Source organism: Gelidibacter sp. (genome assembly GCF_053579655.1).
Genome location: NZ_JBMDWE010000010.1, coordinates 1 through 15,710 on the forward strand (window position 1 = coordinate 1; position 15,710 = coordinate 15,710).

General features: G+C 37.1%; 16 protein-coding genes. 4 read left to right on the forward strand and 12 right to left on the reverse strand.

What is annotated here, in order from left to right; genetic code table 11:
* Positions 1-438: 438 nt before the first annotated feature.
* The 12 genes from ACOH2D_RS06865 to ACOH2D_RS06920 all read right to left on the reverse strand — a co-directional run bounded on the left by ACOH2D_RS06865 (position 439) and on the right by ACOH2D_RS06920 (position 11,716).
* Positions 439-1,545, reverse strand: coding sequence for an ABC transporter permease (locus ACOH2D_RS06865; RefSeq protein ID WP_348035736.1), 1,107 nt, complete (start codon positions 1,543-1,545; stop codon positions 439-441).
* A gap of 201 nt (positions 1,546-1,746) precedes the next feature.
* Entirely contained in the window at positions 1,747-2,475 is a 729-nt protein-coding gene (locus ACOH2D_RS06870; RefSeq protein WP_348035738.1) for an ABC transporter ATP-binding protein, read from the reverse strand.
* A 328-nt stretch (positions 2,476-2,803) separates the two neighbouring features.
* Entirely contained in the window at positions 2,804-3,721 is a 918-nt protein-coding gene (locus tag ACOH2D_RS06875) for an ABC transporter ATP-binding protein (RefSeq protein WP_449534804.1), read from the reverse strand.
* Entirely contained in the window at positions 3,722-4,231 is a 510-nt protein-coding gene (locus tag ACOH2D_RS06880; protein ID WP_449534805.1) for a hypothetical protein, read from the reverse strand.
* Positions 4,232-4,270: 39 nt separating this feature from the next.
* Positions 4,271-5,176: an HlyD family secretion protein gene (locus ACOH2D_RS06885; protein ID WP_449534806.1), complete on the reverse strand. Its 906-nt coding sequence runs from the start codon at positions 5,174-5,176 to the stop codon at positions 4,271-4,273.
* An 82-nt stretch (positions 5,177-5,258) separates the two neighbouring features.
* Positions 5,259-6,509: a TolC family protein gene (locus ACOH2D_RS06890; RefSeq protein ID WP_449534807.1), complete on the reverse strand. Its 1,251-nt coding sequence runs from the start codon at positions 6,507-6,509 to the stop codon at positions 5,259-5,261.
* A 1-nt stretch (position 6,510) separates the two neighbouring features.
* Positions 6,511-7,125: a TetR/AcrR family transcriptional regulator gene (locus ACOH2D_RS06895; RefSeq protein WP_449534808.1), complete on the reverse strand. Its 615-nt coding sequence runs from the start codon at positions 7,123-7,125 to the stop codon at positions 6,511-6,513.
* A gap of 83 nt (positions 7,126-7,208) precedes the next feature.
* Positions 7,209-7,520, reverse strand: coding sequence for a hypothetical protein (locus tag ACOH2D_RS06900; RefSeq protein WP_449534809.1), 312 nt, complete (start codon positions 7,518-7,520; stop codon positions 7,209-7,211).
* 12 nt (positions 7,521-7,532) lie between these two features.
* Complete coding sequence (gene cydB / locus ACOH2D_RS06905; protein ID WP_449534810.1) at positions 7,533-8,609, reverse strand: cytochrome d ubiquinol oxidase subunit II; 1,077 nt, start codon at positions 8,607-8,609, stop codon at positions 7,533-7,535.
* A gap of 2 nt (positions 8,610-8,611) precedes the next feature.
* Entirely contained in the window at positions 8,612-9,946 is a 1,335-nt protein-coding gene (locus ACOH2D_RS06910; RefSeq protein WP_449534811.1) for a cytochrome ubiquinol oxidase subunit I, read from the reverse strand.
* A 212-nt stretch (positions 9,947-10,158) separates the two neighbouring features.
* A complete protein-coding gene (locus tag ACOH2D_RS06915; RefSeq protein WP_449534812.1) occupies positions 10,159-10,821 on the reverse strand; it encodes a peroxiredoxin in 663 nt (220 codons plus the stop codon).
* 82 nt (positions 10,822-10,903) lie between these two features.
* A complete protein-coding gene (locus tag ACOH2D_RS06920; RefSeq protein ID WP_348038688.1) occupies positions 10,904-11,716 on the reverse strand; it encodes a sulfite exporter TauE/SafE family protein in 813 nt (270 codons plus the stop codon).
* A 482-nt stretch (positions 11,717-12,198) separates the two neighbouring features.
* Between ACOH2D_RS06920 and ACOH2D_RS06925 the strand changes: the two genes are divergently transcribed.
* The 4 genes from ACOH2D_RS06925 to ACOH2D_RS06940 all read left to right on the forward strand — a co-directional run bounded on the left by ACOH2D_RS06925 (position 12,199) and on the right by ACOH2D_RS06940 (position 15,710).
* Positions 12,199-14,223: a cation:proton antiporter gene (locus ACOH2D_RS06925; protein WP_348038690.1), complete on the forward strand. Its 2,025-nt coding sequence runs from the start codon at positions 12,199-12,201 to the stop codon at positions 14,221-14,223.
* 213 nt (positions 14,224-14,436) lie between these two features.
* Positions 14,437-14,754: a hypothetical protein gene (locus tag ACOH2D_RS06930; protein ID WP_348038692.1), complete on the forward strand. Its 318-nt coding sequence runs from the start codon at positions 14,437-14,439 to the stop codon at positions 14,752-14,754.
* Between the two features lie 128 nt (positions 14,755-14,882).
* Positions 14,883-15,290 (forward strand): DoxX family protein, encoded by a 408-nt coding sequence (locus tag ACOH2D_RS06935; RefSeq protein ID WP_348038694.1) that lies wholly within the window; start codon positions 14,883-14,885, stop codon positions 15,288-15,290.
* A 30-nt stretch (positions 15,291-15,320) separates the two neighbouring features.
* The gene (locus tag ACOH2D_RS06940; protein ID WP_348038696.1) at positions 15,321-15,710 is read left to right on the forward strand and encodes a sulfur reduction protein DsrE; all 390 of its coding nucleotides are present in this window, start codon (positions 15,321-15,323) and stop codon (positions 15,708-15,710) included.

Consider the following 15,710-nt stretch of genomic DNA (forward strand, 5'->3'; position numbering starts at 1 on the left):
CAAGAGAAGAATCTTTCTTAATTAATTCAGATCTGTAGTCTATCCTCTATTGTCTATTTTCTTTCATCTGTTTCACTCCAATCTCTAAATAAGAATAAAGAACAAAGACAAGAGAAGAATCTGTCTTAATTGATAAAAATCTTTAGTCTATAAGCTTTTGTCTATCCTCTATTATCTATTTTCTTTCATCTGTTTCACTCCAATCTCTAAATAAGAACAAAGAATAAAGAACACAGACAAGAGAAGAATCTGTCTTAATTAATTTAGATCAGTAGTCTATCCTCTATTATCTATTTTATTTCATCTGTTTCACTCCAATCTCTAAATAAGAACAAAGAATAAAGAACAAAGACAAGAGAAGAGTCTGTCTTAATTAATGCAAATCTTTAGTCTATAATCTTTTGTCTATCCTCTATTATCTATTTTATTTCATCTGTTTTATTCCAACCTAATCTTATATTTCTTCACACTCAATGCAATAAATAATACCGTCATTCCCAATAAAATCAAGGTTTCTTTCCATATGAATTGCAATCCCACACCTTTAAGCATGATCGCTTTAAGGATGATAATGAACCATTTGGCAGGAATTATGTTACTAATGACTTGAAGTGGAATAGGCATACTCGAAATAGGGAAAATAAATCCGGATAATAATATCACGGGAAGCATCAATCCCATTAATGAAATCATCATGGCAGCTTGTTGGGTCGTCGCAATTGTTGAGATTAATATGCCTAATGACAAAGAGGTGATGATGAACAATACACTTTCCATAGCCAATAAAAACAGACTTCCTTGAACAGGCATATTAAAGATGAAAATGCTCAACATGACAATGATAGTCGCATTGATAATCGATAAAAATATATAGGGAAACACTTTTCCTACAATCACTTGAAATGGTTTTAAGGGCGATACTAAAAGGATTTCCATGGTGCCCAATTCCTTTTCCCGTGTGATGGAAATGGAGGTCATCATTGCCGAAACCAACATTAAAATAATGGTCATCACACCGGGAACAAACATATACACGCTTTTTAATTCTGGATTATAAACCATGCGTGTTTGTGGAACTATTTGATAAGCAATCGTAATATCCTTGTTCAATTCCTTTTGATATTGTTGGAGGATGGCATTTATGTAATTGGTAATCGTATTCGCGGTATTTGGATCAGTGGCATCGGTAATAATTTGGATGGTTGCTTTGTGTTCTTTGATGAGGTTTTTGCTGAAATCCTTTTCGAAATTTAAAACGGCTTTGACCTGTCCTTTTTGAAACACCGTAGCGATATTCGCTTCACGTGTGATCATTTGTTTGATACTGAAATATTTTGAAGCCGCGATTTTATTAATAATTTCTTCAGTAGTGGCATCTTTTGAATGGTCTAAAATAGCGATATCCACGTTATTGATTTCATTGGTAATCGCAAAACCAAACAGCAAAATTTGGGCAATCGGCATTCCGAAGAGAATAAACAATGAGCGTTTATCCCTAAAAATATGGTAGAATTCCTTTTGTATAAAACCCTTGAATCTTTTCATCTTCAGTCCCTGCGAAGGCGGGGATCTCTATTTAGAACTATTATTATTTGCCTCTGAAAGCACTCCCAAATTCAGGGGTCGCTTTTGGTTATGTCACTTTATTTTTGTTTCTTATTAGTTTGATTCTAGTTTGTTATGTCTGTTTAGTTCAACTAATTGTTTAATTGGAATTGTTCTGTAAATTGGAATTGCAAACTCCTTTTATCCACGTGCCAACTTCAAAAACACCTCATTCATACTATCCAAATCAAACTGTTCTTTTAGTTTTTTCGGCGTATCCAAAGCTTCAATTTTTCCGTTGACCATGATGGAAACGCGGTCGCAATATTCGGCTTCATCCATATAATGTGTGGTCACAAAAACGGTCGTACCTTGATTGGCGGCTTTGTAGATCAGTTCCCAAAATTGACGTCTGGTTATCGGGTCGACACCTCCTGTGGGTTCATCTAAAAACACGATTTTAGGATCATGAATTAAAGCCACAGAAAACGATAATTTTTGTTTCCAGCCCAATGGTAAATCGCCTACTAAAGTATATGCAACATTTTCGAGTCCTAGTTCTTTAAGTAATGCATCCGATTTTTCTTTGATGCTCTTTCTGGATAACCCATAAACACCACCAAAAAATGTGATATTTTCTTTAACGGTTAAATCATTATACAAGCCAAATTTCTGACTCATATAACCAATGTTCTTCTTGATGTCTTCGGCTTGAGTAAACACATCAAATCCGGCGATTGTCGCCTTTCCAAAGGTTGGCGTGGAAATGCCGATCAGCATTTTAATGGCCGTCGTTTTTCCTGCGCCATTGGCACCAAGAAATCCAAAGATCTCTCCTTTTTCAATGTCAAAAGTAATGGCGTCAACCGCCGTAAAATCGCCAAACATTTTGGTTAAACCTTCTACCTGTATGACTTTGTTGTTGTTCATATTTATTTCCCACGAAAGTGGTAATCTTATTGATTTACTTGAGTTTATCGGTCTCATGTTTAATTAAAAACATGTGCTTTAGCTTCTAAAAATTTTTGACACGAATTTCACGAATTCCCACAAATTCATTCGTTCCCTGAAAATGCTGACATGAGCTCTATACTATAAATTTCACCAATAAACAGCCTTTCAGTCTGCTTTAAAACCTGATGTTTCAGTCTATTGTGATTTGTTTTATTTCTACAAAATTTTTAAAACCTCACAGATCTTTCTGTTTTGTCTCATCGTCTGCAGTCGAGATGTCGCTTTTTAGGAGTTTTTTTTAAGTTCAGTTTGATATTCTTGTTTTCGCCAATTCCATAAAAACATCTTCAATAGTAGCTTCGGTCTTTTCGATTTGAATTTCTAAAAGTTTTTTTGACTCTAGATATTCACGTAATTCCTTCGGATTAAAATCGGCTCTTTTATCGGTATAATGCACAAATTCGCCAAAAGGATAGGCACTATGGTTGAATTCGTAAGCCTTTAAACTAGTGATCAGTTGATACGTATTATTCGCACGAACCTTGTAAATTGATTTTGGATAATTCTTTACAATAGCTTCAGGCGTGTTAATCTCCAAGATTTTTCCATCTTGAATAAGCGCCACGCGATCGCAAAGCTCGGCTTCATCCATATAAGGAGTGGATACCAAAATGGTAATGTCCTTTTGTTGCAGGCGTTTTAGCATTTCCCAAAATTCCTTTCGAGATACTGGGTCAACGCCTGTGGTGGGTTCATCTAAAAACAACACTTTTGGTTTGTGAATCAGGGCACAACACAAAGCCAATTTCTGTTTCATACCGCCAGACAGTTTACCAGCCCGACGATCTTTAAAAGGTTCAATTTGGACATAGATATCTTTTATCAAATCGTAGTTTTCTTCGATGGTTGTTCCGAAAATAGTAGCGAAAAAATTTAGGTTTTCAGCAACGGTCAAATCTTGATATAACGAAAATCTGCCAGGCATATACCCAATAGTATTCCGGATTTCTTTGTAATCTGTCAGCACATCAAAACCAGCAACGGTTGCTGTTCCTTCATCAGCAATCAACAATGTGGTCAGAACTCTGAAGAGCGTTGTTTTACCGGCGCCATCAGGTCCTATAAGCCCGAAAAGCTCCCCAGGTTTTACCTCAAAGGAAATGTTCTGTAAAGCTTTTACGGTTTTATAGGACTTTGATATATTGGCTACCGTGATACTCATTTATTTGAAATAATCAGAATATAGGTTTACGTTTTCTTCAATACTGTGCTTGATTTTTGAAGCTTCCTCAAGTGATTGTGTTTTTGAAAGTGCTTCAATTTTAGCCATTAATGGTAAAAGCCAAACATGCAGATTATCATGTGAAGGGCCTTTCATTGTACAATTTTTTACAACATAATTTTTGTCGTTATTGAGTTGTTCTGCTAATTTGTAGTAGTCTTCCAATGTTTTGGTCGGCTGTGTTTTGAGAAGGTTTTGCATTTTTTTAACGCCCTCATTAGTTTCTGGATTGGCTTCCCATTTGGCGCCATTGTTCGTTTCCATTTCAGAGGGCCAGTTGTTGCCTAGTCCATCATCACTTAAATGGTGGTCGTCATTATGATCATCGTGCGAAGCTGCTTCAACTTCTTGATGTGAGCTGTGATCTATTGCATTTTCTGCTTTTTTATTGTCGTTGCATCCCGTAAAAATGAATGCTAACATGGCGGTTGATAAGAGTGCTTTTTTCATAATAGTAATTTTAAAGGGGTTGATTGTAATCGTTTTTATTTAGTTTGACTTTTCATTTTTTTGAATCCATAGTTCTGCCGGCATTCCTATTTTTAAGCTGCCATCGTTAACGACCTCTACTTTTACGGAATATACCAATGCGATGCGTTCTTCTTTGGTTTGGATGATTTTCGGTGTAAATTCTGCTTCCGAAGCTATCCAACTAATTTTTCCTTTATAGGATTTCATGGCGTCGGCGTCGTCAATTTTCACGGTCACTTCTTGTCCGATAATTATATTTGACAATTGGGTTTCATTGATATAGACGCGTAATTGCATCGTCCTTAAATCGGCAATTTTATAAAGTGGTTTTCCAAAAACAGTAATTTCATTGGGTTCGGCATATTTGGATAATACCGTACCATTTATCGGATTGATGATTTTGCTTTTCTGGATTTGGTCATCAAGTTGTTTTAATTGCACGTCAATACTTTTTAATTCGTTGACCACAGGTGCATTTTGAAATTCAACACTGATAATTTGGTTTTTGATCACATCGATTTCCCCTTGAACATCATCCAATTGTTTTTGAGTTCCGGCATTGTCTTTTATCAGATTTTCAGTTCGTGATTTGTTGGTGTTCGCTGTTTTTAATTTGGCATTCAGCACGTTAATTTGAGATAATACGCCTTTTGATTTTGAGCTCACGACTGCTTTTGAAACTTCCAGTTGTTCGCGTTTTAATGCCAATGGAATGGTGTCGATATACCCTATAAATTGATTTTTTTCGAGTTTGTCGCCTTCGTTGATATCAAATTGCATCAGTTTTCCGTTGTTTTCGGCAGAGATGGTTATTTCGGTAGCTTCAAAATTTCCGTAACCGTCTGCTTTTCCGTTCGAATTGTTACAGGATAACAAGCTGGTAGTTATGATGCTTAGTGCTAGAATATAAAGATGGCTTTTCATTTGTTCTTATTTGTTTTCCGCTGATTTCGATGATTTAGCTGGATTCTTTCTGCGACCATCTGCACGATCTGCGGACATATTCTTATTGCCCATTAATGACCTTGTAATTTGCTTTGGCCAGTTGTAACTGAATCTTATGTTTTATCAGGGTGTTTTCATCTTCATATAAATTAGTGAGTTCAGTGATGTAGGCCGATGATGTGATGACTCCGTTTTTGAGTTGTGAATCGGCTGCCATAAGAACTTCATTTCTGAGATTGATGATTTCCATATCGGAGGCAATGAATCTTTCAATTTTATCGATCTCTTTTTGCTGTTGATTCAATTCGATATTGGTGTTCAACTTAAAGGTTTCGGTCTCCGTATCAATGATGTCTTTGTTGATGGATAAGGATTCGCGCTGTTTTTTATTGGCATTCCAATCGAATACATTCCAATTGAATTTAACGCCCACAGTGTAAAAGGACTGGAAGGAATTATCGAGCATGTTCAAACCTGGGTTCCCATAGCCACCAGTGGCGAAGCCTAGAATTTTCGGCGAGTTCTGTCTGGCTATCAAAGCTTCGTTACTTTCGATTTCTTCTTTTTTAAGTTGAAATAATGCTAATTCTGGTCGGTTCAAGTCGGTTTTCAACTCCGTTTCCATCAACGGATTTTGAAAGATGGTTGAAGTATTCAACACTTGACCAATAAGTTGTGAGAGTGTTTCGATGATTGCGGTTTTGTTGCTTTCAACTTCACTGAATTGTTGGTTCAGTTTTAAAAGTTCAGCTTCAAGGATTTTATCTGATGCAGGTAAAAGCACACCATACGTGATGCCGGATTTCACTTCCTGTAACTTAGCTTGTAATTGCTCACGTTTCGCTTTTAATAATAAATCTGTTTCCTGTGCTAATAAAATGGAAAAATAAAGCTGATTGATCTTTTGTTTGAGTTGATAAAGGTTGACTTCAATTTGTTTCTGTTTGGACTTCAGTTGTGCAGATTTCAGATTCAAAGATGCGTCCGTTGCGCCGCCATTATAAATAAGTTGATTCACTGATAGTGTAGCGCGATATTGGTCTTTATTTGGTGGTGCGATGCCAGTATTTGGAATGGGGATTTCAATCACATCTGACTGATAGGTGGCTTGTGCATCCATATTTAACTGAGGCAGTTTTGCCTTGGAAATAACCTCTTGTTCCAATTTGTTTTGTGCATCGAGCAATTGCGATTGTTTGGCCAAAGGGTAGTTGGCAGTCGCAAGTTCATAACATTCCTGAAGTGTTAGGGTTTGTTGTGAAACCATGGTTGTGGTCATTAATCCTATCAAAATGATGATTATGCGTTTCATCCTAGGTGCGTTTTATGGAATTGATAATAAAATCGGCAACTTCTGTTTTACGACGTTCTACAAATTCTTTATAGGTTTTTTCATCTTTGTCTGTAAATGCCTTGACCAACGGTTTTCCTAAAAATGGAAAGATATTAAGGGCAATGATATTGACGAACAACTGTTCCGCATCTATCGGATTTATAAGGCCTTGATTAATTTCGGCATCTACTTTGGCTTTAAATTTTTCGAGATTCGGAAATCCTGTATTTTCTTTCAGTTTTAGAACGAAATCTTCGTTTCTGTTGAGCTCTTGAATGATAAAATTTGGCAAATAGGGATGCTTCATCATAAAAGTGGTATAGTTAAATGTGAAACTTCTGATCTTGTCTTCAATGGAGGAATCATCGTTTAAAATAATATTCAATTGGGGTGCCAACAGTGAAAAGGCATTCTTGAAAACAGCTTCAAAAAGGAGTTGCTTGCTTCTGTAGTAGTAGTGAAGCATGGCTTTGTTGATTCCGGCGACATCGGCGATTTCTTGCATTCGTGCGCCTTCCATGCCTTTGGATTGAAATACGTCTTTGGCAGCGTCCAAGATTTGTTGTTCCGTCGTGGCTTCTTTCTCTTGTTTCATATCAACCATAAAGTTTAACCATATGGTTGACAAATATATAAAAAAATAATCAAAAGGTTTTCAGTTTGATCACTTATTTGGTCTTAACTATTATTAGGGCGCTTATCCAATTTATTTATTATCAGCTTGATAACTACCAATCCAATAGCGCCGCCCAGTAATGAAACCAATATGTTAACGGTAAATAAAAGAGGGTTAACTGCTCCAGTCTGCATGATTGCCATAGGTCCAAAGCCGAGTCTTCCGAAGACTTTGATGAAGAAGATGCTACCGAAAACTCCTGAAATGGTGTTCCCCGTAAAACCCATGGTGTACGTTTTATTTAGCACAGCCAACAAATTAGCTCCGAACATTCCAATAAAGATGCTGATGATTGCAATTAAGGTGTCGGTCATGGGATAAATGCATTAATGATCTCCATAACCAATGTCATCCATTTTACCTTTAAAAACACGATACTGAACAAACATATAAACAGCAACTAAAATTGCAGCAATTACAAACCAATATACTCCCACTGATAGGCCATAGTCATGGGCAGCAGTATTGTATAAGGTTAACGACGGATTGACATTATTAGTAGAGGGCAATACTTTGGGGAATATGGAGGTTACTGTGGATGTTAAGCCTCCAAACAAAAATAGTGACGAAAACAGAAATCCTAAACCGTGTTTTTTGAATTTTTTTACTTTAAACAAGCCCAAAAGCCCGGTAAACGTAATGATCGGAAAAATGAAGAGCCAAGGATGTGCAATAAAGTTATGGAATGGATGTGGTTCTATAATATGCCAAATCAACAGTGAAATTATTACCAAACCCAACAATACAAAATTCAAGTGGAACACAACTTTTTTTAGCTTGTCGTTTAAGTCGGCATTGGTTTTAAAAATGATCCAGTTTGCCCCATGGATGGCCAATGCTACCACACCGATGACCCCAAGTAATAAGGTAAACCAATCAATCACCCCCAAATGTTCGGCGTGCGGACTAAAACTTGAATTCCATAATGGCAAAAAGAAATAATGTGCTTCATGAGCGGAAACCCCATCGGTAACCATGCCTAAATTGACGCCTCTCACAATGTTCCCCAATGCAATCCCGAAGAATAAGGCCAATAACAAACTTGCGACTCCAAAGGCTTTGTCCCAAATGGCCTCCCACATTCTGTTTTTTATTTGTCCTCGTAATTCCAGCCCGATGGCCCGAAAAATAAGCAGCCATAAAATCAGGATTAGTGGCAAATAAAAACCACTGAAAGCGGAAGCGTATAGGGTTGGAAATGCAAAAAACAGAACACCTCCAACGGCTATGAGCCAAACTTCATTAGCATCCCAAAACGGACCAATGGCATTAGTGATGGCTTTTTTATCCTTTTCAGTCTTAGCGAAAAACAGATGAATAATCCCTGCGCCAAAATCGTAACCATCTAAAATAACATAAATGGTTAACATGGTCATTAAAACGATATACCAGAATAATTCCATAGTTAGAGCTGTGTTGAGGTTTCGGGTCCTTTGTTAATGATTTTTCCTGCCAGCATTAAGAACAATAATCCCAATAAGAGATAAAGCCCAATAAAGCCAAGCAAGGTAAATAAGGTGTTTCCAGAGGAAACGGTGGGCGAGATGCCATCAGCAGTGCGCAAAAGATTGTACACGAGCCAAGGTTGTCGGCCCAATTCGGCGGTGTACCAGCCGGTCGTATTGGCTATATACGGGAATGGGAGCATAAATAACAATGCCCATAAAATCCATTTGGTGGTATACAATTTTTTCCGGAAGAGTTGGACACTCGCGATAAGCATAAGACCAATAAAAATAGTGCCCAATCCGACCATGATATGATAGGAATAATATAAGCCTGGAATGTTGATTGGATACACCCTCGGATCAAATTCGTTCAAACCTTTAATCTGTGCATCCCATCTTTGGTAGGTTAGAAAGCTCAGCACATTAGGTACCGCGATTTTATTATCGAGTTTTTTGTTGACCATATCCGGTTGACCGATGAGAATAATTTCTGCGCCTCCATCTTCAGTTTTAAAAATTCCTTCCATGGCAGCAAAGGTCACCGGTTGATGTGTGGCAACGTTTTTAGCGATCCAATCTCCTGTTGGAAAAGCAACCAAGAGGCTCGAAATCAATCCGAAAATGACGCCTGTTTTTACAAAAAGTTTTCCAGACTCGCTGTGTTTATTGTTCAATAAATAGAAGGCACCAATAGAGGCCACGACGAAAGAAGACGTAATAACAGAGCCCATCTGATTATGTAAAAAAGAAGGCATCAGCCATGGATTGGAGAACAAGGCGCCAAAATTAGTGAGCACAAACCTTCCGTTTTCCAAAATTTCATAACCCACTGGATATTGCATCCATGAATGGGTGGCGATAATGAGGTAGCCACTTGCCCAAGAGCCTAGAAACACGAGAAAACCGGTTAGGAAATGGAGTTTTTGACCCAATAGTTTTTCACCAAATAAAAAGAGGCCTAAGAAAGACGACTCCAAGAAAAATGAGAACATCCCTTCCATGGCAAGAGTTTGACCGATAATCCCACCGGTCATCTCAGAAAACTTTGCCCAATTGGTTCCAAATTGAAATTCCATGGGAATTCCCGTAACCACGCCCATTGCAAAATTGAGTGCAAAGATCTTCATCCAAAATTTAGCAGCATCGTTATATGTCTCAGTTTTGGTCCTTAAAAATTTCCATTTAAAATAGACAATCATTAAGGATAGTCCCATGGTCAACTGCGGAAATAAATAGTGGAACGTGATCGTAAACGCAAATTGCATTCGATCATAAAAGAGCATATCTTCCATGCTATCAATGTTTTATTGAGTTCCTCAAAATTAATCTATTGAAGGATTAATTCAGGTAAGATTTGTCGCAAAAAAAAAGAAAAGATGCTTTAAAAACATCTTTTCTTTTAATATCTCACTAATCATCTAAATTATCGAAACATTAGCATATGTTTCAATAAACTCTGAATTTCAGTTTTGACTTTTAAGAAATCAGGACTGAAATTTCGGTTTTAAAGATTTTTCTTGGCTAAATACCAATCTACTTTTTCCAGTGAATCATCTGCTAATCGTGCATTCAATTCATCTAAGGTTTTTGGTGGGCCAACAATAACTTTATCTCCTTTTTTCCAATCTAATGGCATGGCTACTTTATGCTCGTCTGAAATTTGCATGGCTTCAAGAACACGTAAGATTTCATTCATATTACGACCCACATTTAATGGATAGTACATGATCAATCTGATTTTTTTACTTGGATCTATAAAAAAGACGGCACGAACCGCAGCGGTTTCACTTTCATTAGGTTGTAACATCCCGTAAAGCTTCGCTACGTTCATATCGATATCGGCAATGATTGGAAAGTCGAAGTAAACCCCTGTGTTTTCTCTTACATTTTGAACCCAGCCTAAATGGGCGTGGATACTGTCAATACTTAATCCTAAAAGTTCAGTGTTTAAAGCGTCAAACTCAGATTTTCTAGAAGCAAATCCACTCAATTCTGTTGTACAAACTGGCGTGAAATCGGCCGGATGGGAGAACATAACAATCCATTTGTCTTTGGCGAAATCTGAAAGTTTTATTTTCCCTTTTGTGGTAACGGCTTCAAAGTCTGGAGCCATATCGCCGATTCTTGGCATTGAGTTTACTTGCTGTAATTCTAAATTTTTTTCCATAATAATAAATTTTAACAATTAATTTTAATCTTGTATAAATTTAAGAAATACTTGTGGGACATACAGTAGCAAAGTTTACAAATTACTGTTGTACTATAAATTCCATATAGAAAATGAAGATGGCCATGGCGAAAATAAAATACCCAAAGCCCTTTTTCAGTTTATCACCATCGATAAAACTCCCTAGATAGCTGCCGATAAAAATCCCGACAAAGGAAAGGCCTGTAAAGACCATTAAGAAAGACCAATCAATGCTCATCCTTAAGGCATCTCCCAAAAAGAAGCCAAGCACAGATTTGAAGGCTATAATAATTAAAGAGGTGCCAACAGCCACTTTCATGTCTACATTTGCTAATAATACAAGCGCAGGTATAATTAAAAATCCGCCACCAGCGCCAATCATTCCTGTAATAGCGCCTACCACGAGTCCTTCAATCAATATCAAAGGATAATTATAGGTCACTTTTTCGTCGGGATGTATAGCCTTCTCTTTTCTTTGTTTGAGCATCGAAAATGCTGCGGGAATCATTAATACCGCAAAAAAACCGAACATTCCCATACGTCGGGTAAATTCGAAGTCTCCCACGGTAAAGAAAACATGGGGGAGAATCGGTATGACGAAGTAGCGTACCAGTGTGACTCCGATAATCGAAGGAATCCCAAATACAATGGCAGTCTTCCAATCGACATAGCCTTTCATGTGTTGTTTTATGCCGCCAACCAATGAGCTAGCTCCCACAATGAATAAAGAATATGCGGTGGCTGCTTTTTCATCTATGGAGAATAAGTAGGCCAAAACAGGAACGGCCAAAATGGAGCCGCCGCCACCAATGAGCCCTAATGAGATGCCAATTGCCAAGGCACTTATATATCCGAAGACTTCTAGTAATTCCATACGCTTGTGTTATGGGCCAAAAATAGGGTGCTTAAATGTTATTTGCGGTAACATTGGTTACAAATCACCCATATTCATAATCCCTTTCCAATTGTTTCCATGTATTATGAGTTAAACGGTCAAGACAAGCTAATATTAAGAAGTCGACTTTTGTAGACCCTATGTATAGGTTTGCATTGGAGATTTAGCTTAGGAGGAAAGGATGTACTTTTGTGGTTGTGAGGTGTTTGAATGCGTTTGTGTCTATTATTATAGGTGTCAAAGATGTTATGTGATGGATAAAAAATAGAGCATTTTTAAATTTGTATTTCAAAATTACCGTACATTATTTCATTTTGAGTTGTATTTTTGGCAAATCATTTACCAAAATCCCGTACGATAGCTAACAAAAAACCTTGAGTTCGAGTTTTTAATTCTGAAATAACACTTTAATGTTGATTTATCGCTTTGTTTCGGACTAATATTTTATTTGCCTATATAACATGGACGCTATAATAAATTTACTTAGAGAACAATTCCAATTACCGCTTCAAAATCCTGTATTGATCTTTTCATTGATACTCTTTATTATTTTGTTGGCGCCCGTATTATTGCAGAGAATAAGAATTCCCGGAATTATTGGATTGATTATATCGGGAATTATCATTGGCCCCGCAGGTTTAAATATTTTGGAAAAAAGCCTTTTTGTTGACGTTTTTTCCACAATCGGTTTGCTTTACATCATGTTTATCGCCGGGTTGGAGTTAGATTTAAACGAATTCAAGGTCACTCGAAATAAGAGCTTGTTATTTGGTTTACTTACGTTTTCAATACCTCTTGCCGTTGGATTCCCCGTATGTCGGTATTTGTTAGGATTCGATTTTAATGCAAGTTTATTGACCTCAAGCATGTTTGCCACGCATACTTTAGTAACTTATCCTATAGTGAGCAAGTTGGGTCTAACAAAAAACGTGGCGGTTGCCATAACGGTAGGCGGAACGATTTTAACAGATACTGCCGTTCTTATTATGCTGGCCGTTATTTTAGGGTCTCACGATGGCGGACTCACCCAGGAATTTTGGATTCGTTTAGGAATCTCCTTAGTATTGTTTTCGGCGTTTATGTTTTTGGTCATTCCACGAATTGCAAAATGGTTTTTTAGAAAACTGGAGAGTGAAAAGCATTCGCATTATATCTTTGTGTTATCGGTAGTTTTCTTTTCCGCGTTTTTAGCTGAAATCGCAGGATTGGAGGCTATTATTGGCGCCTTCGTTGCCGGATTGGCACTTAATAAGTTGATCCCACATTCATCAGCCTTAATGAACCGTATTGAGTTTATTGGAAACTCGTTGTTTATTCCATTTTTCCTTATCAGTGTTGGGATGATAGTGGATATTAGTGTAATTATGAGTGGCCCAATGGCACTGATTATTGCAGGAACCTTAACGGTTGTCGCAATTTTCGGAAAATGGTTGGCAGCATTTTTGACCCAAATCATTTTTAGATTTTCAAAAGGCCAACGTAAATTGATTTTCGGATTGAGCAGTGCGCATGCCGCTGCCACATTAGCTGTTATTTTAGTAGGATATAAAGCAGGAATTCTAGATTCTAATATTTTAAACGGCACTGTGGTCTTGATTCTTGTGACCTGTATTATAGCATCATTTGCCACCGAAAGTGCAGTTAAGGATATCATTCGGAATTCTGATGAAGATGAGAATTTGAGTTTAGGTTCAGGCCCGGACCGAGAATCCATTCTTATTCCCATTGCAAACTTGATCAATATTGACAAAGTTTTAGATTTTGCAGTTTTAATAAAGGATAAAAAATCGAGCAATCCACTTTCTATATTGACGGTAGTTCCAAATACCGATGCAGCCGAAAAAACAATTATTAAGGCGAAACAAGGTCTAGAAAGGTTTATTAAGGAAACCACAGCCTCTGATACTCAAGCCAAAATAATCGCGACTATTGATCATAACCCAGCGAGTGGCATATCAAGGACCGCGAAGGAAATCATGGCTGATATTATTTTATTGGGTTGGCCTCAAAAAACAGGATTCTTGGATAAATTGATTGGGGATAAAATGGAAAGTATCCTTGAAAACACCGATAAAACACTCTTTATATGTGACTTTCAAATGCCATTGGTAAATCACAAAAGATTATTTGTGATTGCACCTCCAAACGCAGAATTTGAAGAAGGTTTTGCGCATTGGGTTAATAAAATCGCCAAATTATCTGTAGAGTTATCCTTGCCAATCACTCTGAATTGTACAGAAGAAACCCATACTGCAATATTGAACTTTGCGAAGGAAAATAAAGTAACCTTAAGTTTGAATTATCAACAGTTCAGTGCATGGGAAGATTTTCTGATTCTTACTAGGGAAATTTTAGATACCGATTTGATCGTCTTGGTGTCAGCGCGTAGAGGTTATACGTCGCATTTTGGCCAGTTAGATAGACTTCCAGCAAAAATGGAAAAACACTTTCCAAAGGTGAGTAAAATAGTCATTTATCCACAATAGAGCCGATTAATAATTGTTACAAAACAACGCTATTAATTGGTTAACAGTTAAAAGTAAAGAGATTCTGTCGCCTCAAAAGGATAGAATCTTTTTTATTTGGCACTATTTAACTCAGCTAGGTAACAAAGGTTACATATAAAGCCTATCCTTTTCTTATGTTTGTGCTAATTGAAAACTAAAACTTACATAGCGGTGGTGTTGACATGCATATTTTTGGCAAAATTTGTTGCCGTAGATGCGTATGGCCTGAATATTATTTTTAGCGGAAGTGACATCACTTTTGTAAATCCGCATTGTGAGAAAAAGAATTCGATTAAAAAAACGAATGATACTTCTAGTTTTTCACAACAAGATCACATCGAAACGCAAATGATAACGTTAGATGGGAATTGTTCGTCTAAGTTTCAATTTGAGTTATTTGCATGGGATGCGCATTTTTCAAATCCCATTTCAGTTTCAGATAATCATTTCACATCAAGATTAAGTTTCCGCTACCTAGATAGCGTGTCGCCACCACCTCGGCTGGCCTAATTCCATTTTTCTTAAAAAATTAAAGTTGGTATTCACGTAGTAGTTCTGTTTTTCTGCAGAAAAAGAGCAGGATAAACTATTACGGAAAGTAACCAATCCATATCAACAACTCTTTATTTCATTTTATAATGACGACAAAAGTTTCAATCAGTCGCCGTTCCATTCAGCTATTGCGCATTGCGGTAAGCGGCATTTTTTTAGTTGCTGGCCTGAACCATTTGCTTGAAGTTGAAAAAACAGCGCAACGCATAGAGCATGGCAACTTCAAGGCCTTTACTCATTTTTTTGGAGATCCGCAATGGCTGATCATTCTCTCAGGGATTGCCATGTTGGTCGCAGGGTTTTCATTTCTTATGGGCTATAAAACCAAATGGGCGGCAATGCTATTGATGGCGGTTTTAATTCCCATCACTTTAACGGTTCAGGTCGGTCAAATGGCCACACTTGGACCTCTATTTAAAAACATTGCAATTTTTGGCGGACTTCTTTTTTTTATACTGAACGACACCGATAACCTTCTAAATAAATCAAAATGAAAACATATATATTCAGTTCAATCTTTTTTAATGTTTAGCCTATTTACCACTGCTGATATACAAGCGCAGCAAATGGATAGCAACAAAAATAACTATGTGGTGCTCACCACCAAAGTACCGCAATTACAACCTATAATCTTCACTGCTGAAGCTTTAAAAGCCGAAGAAGGCGATGCGTTTGGTGACTTTCAAGTCATTATTTGTGGGAAGGATATTGGCGAGATTACCGAAGCTGAAAAAATGGATCAATTCATTGAAAAAGCTGAAAAATCTGGCGTACAATTAATTGCTTGTGGTTTTTCGCTGCATAAATTCAAAGTAGATAAATCAAAAATTCCTAGTAAAATGACGATTGTAGAAAACGGAATTCTGTACAATTTTCAACTTCAAAAAAAGGGATATAAAAGCTTAAGTCTGTAA

Excerpts from the sequence above, each read along its gene's own strand:
- ACOH2D_RS06915 (WP_449534812.1), bottom strand. The coding sequence starts at position 10,821 with ATGGAAAAAAATTTAGAATTACAGCAAGTAAACTCAATGCCAAGAATC.
- ACOH2D_RS06935 (WP_348038694.1), top strand. The coding sequence starts at position 14,883 with ATGACGACAAAAGTTTCAATCAGTCGCCGTTCCATTCAGCTATTGCGC.
- ACOH2D_RS06880 (WP_449534805.1), bottom strand. The coding sequence starts at position 4,231 with ATGAAAAAAGCACTCTTATCAACCGCCATGTTAGCATTCATTTTTACG.
- ACOH2D_RS06895 (WP_449534808.1), bottom strand. The coding sequence starts at position 7,125 with ATGAAACAAGAGAAAGAAGCCACGACGGAACAACAAATCTTGGACGCT.
- ACOH2D_RS06920 (WP_348038688.1), bottom strand. The coding sequence starts at position 11,716 with ATGGAATTACTAGAAGTCTTCGGATATATAAGTGCCTTGGCAATTGGC.
- ACOH2D_RS06925 (WP_348038690.1), top strand. The coding sequence starts at position 12,199 with ATGGACGCTATAATAAATTTACTTAGAGAACAATTCCAATTACCGCTT.
- ACOH2D_RS06865 (WP_348035736.1), bottom strand. The coding sequence starts at position 1,545 with ATGAAAAGATTCAAGGGTTTTATACAAAAGGAATTCTACCATATTTTT.
- ACOH2D_RS06910 (WP_449534811.1), bottom strand. The coding sequence starts at position 9,946 with ATGGAAGATATGCTCTTTTATGATCGAATGCAATTTGCGTTTACGATC.
- ACOH2D_RS06940 (WP_348038696.1), top strand. The coding sequence starts at position 15,321 with ATGTTTAGCCTATTTACCACTGCTGATATACAAGCGCAGCAAATGGAT.
- ACOH2D_RS06890 (WP_449534807.1), bottom strand. The coding sequence starts at position 6,509 with ATGAAACGCATAATCATCATTTTGATAGGATTAATGACCACAACCATG.
- cydB (WP_449534810.1), bottom strand. The coding sequence starts at position 8,609 with ATGGAATTATTCTGGTATATCGTTTTAATGACCATGTTAACCATTTAT.
- ACOH2D_RS06875 (WP_449534804.1), bottom strand. The coding sequence starts at position 3,721 with ATGAGTATCACGGTAGCCAATATATCAAAGTCCTATAAAACCGTAAAA.
- ACOH2D_RS06885 (WP_449534806.1), bottom strand. The coding sequence starts at position 5,176 with ATGAAAAGCCATCTTTATATTCTAGCACTAAGCATCATAACTACCAGC.
- ACOH2D_RS06870 (WP_348035738.1), bottom strand. The coding sequence starts at position 2,475 with ATGAACAACAACAAAGTCATACAGGTAGAAGGTTTAACCAAAATGTTT.
- ACOH2D_RS06900 (WP_449534809.1), bottom strand. The coding sequence starts at position 7,520 with ATGACCGACACCTTAATTGCAATCATCAGCATCTTTATTGGAATGTTC.